We start from the raw sequence: 1117 nt of genomic DNA, 5'->3' as shown, positions 1-1117 counted from the left end.
CCACCGACGTGTACCTGCGCCTTGATAGCGGCGGGGTATCCGATATCCTCGACCGCCTCCATAACCTCCTCTACGGGCGACGCGAGACGGGACTCTGGCACCGGAATCCCCGCCTCTGCGAAGATTTCCTTCGCCCGGGATTCGTGAAGCTTCATTACCATGCGTGGGAGGGGAAGGCACGCGCTTAAATCCCATTCATCTTCGTTCACTCAAAACCGGCACAACCCGCCGCAGAGACTTTACTCGTGGACGAGATAACGACCCGGGGGTCGTGTTTGTTCGGCGTGAAATCGGATAAGTCCGCAGGATTCGCAGACGTACGCCTGCACGTACGACCCGCGGAGGTCGAGTGCACCGAGGAGACCGCCGTCGGTGTCGATACGGATTCCATCGCCGTTGTAAGTCGTCTTGTGCCCGACCGGTTCCATCGACACGTTGCAGTCGAGACACGTTCTGGAAGGCATGACTCGACGGTAGCCCGGACGAAGAATGTCTATTTGGCGGCGAGGAAGCGACGCGCTGGCCGCACCGAAACACTACGATTCTCTCCGCTGACTCCGATTTTATCAGCGACGCGAACACACCACACGGTATGCACGCAGTCAGATTCCACGAACACGGCGGACGCAATGTATTGCAGGTAGACGACATCGACACGCCCGAGCCGGTCTCGGATGAGGTCCTCGTCGAGGTCGCAGCCGCGGGTGTCAACCCCGTAGACACCTACTTCCGAGAAGGGTCGTATCAGCCCTTCGCCATGCCGATGATTCCCGGTATCGACGTGGCTGGAACGGTCGCGGCGGTCGGCCCCGGTGTGACCGAATTCGAAGCGGGCGACTCCGTTGTCGGTACCGGCATCGGAAAGGACCACTACGGCGGCTACGCCGAGTTCGCGGCGGTCCCAACCGACCGCCTCCCGGGTCTCCCCGAAGATGGTGACCTCCTCCCGGCGGGTGGGGCGGGGCGCCGCCGCCGCCCCCCCTGGGCGCCCCCCCCCCGCCCGCGTGGGGGGGGCAACACGGGGCGAGCGGTTGTTCCACCCGGGGGCTCGGCGGCGGCGGCTCCCCCGCGCGCTACCTCGCCGACGCGGCGGGCCCCCCCCGCGTCCCCCCCGCGC

Annotated in this window: 3 protein-coding genes; 1 reads left to right on the top strand and 2 read right to left on the bottom strand. The window is 65.4% G+C overall.

The window, feature by feature from the left end; genetic code table 11:
- The coding region (locus tag QT222_RS02580) for an ATP-grasp domain-containing protein (RefSeq protein WP_491476205.1) at positions 1-155 on the bottom strand (155 nt) is incomplete at its 3' end.
- A gap of 84 nt (positions 156-239) precedes the next feature.
- Positions 240-464 carry a hypothetical protein gene (locus tag QT222_RS02575; RefSeq protein ID WP_231512879.1) on the bottom strand — a complete coding sequence of 75 codons (225 nt, stop codon included), beginning with the start codon at positions 462-464 and terminating at the stop codon, positions 240-242.
- A 128-nt stretch (positions 465-592) separates the two neighbouring features.
- On the opposite strand from QT222_RS02575, the gene QT222_RS02570 reads away from it, so the two are divergent.
- Positions 593-1117, top strand: a 525-nt coding sequence (locus tag QT222_RS02570) for a quinone oxidoreductase family protein (protein ID WP_491476204.1), incomplete at its 3' end; no start/stop codon positions are given.

It is taken from the genome of Haloferax sp. s1 (assembly GCF_058382125.1).
The sequence above is the reverse complement of the archived record's forward strand: the minus strand, read 5'-3'. Positions and strand labels throughout refer to the sequence as shown.

What these genes read in the sequence shown, in the direction of transcription:
- QT222_RS02575 (WP_231512879.1), bottom strand. Translation starts at nt 464, where the DNA reads ATGCCTTCCAGAACGTGTCTCGACTGCAACGTGTCGATGGAACCGGTC.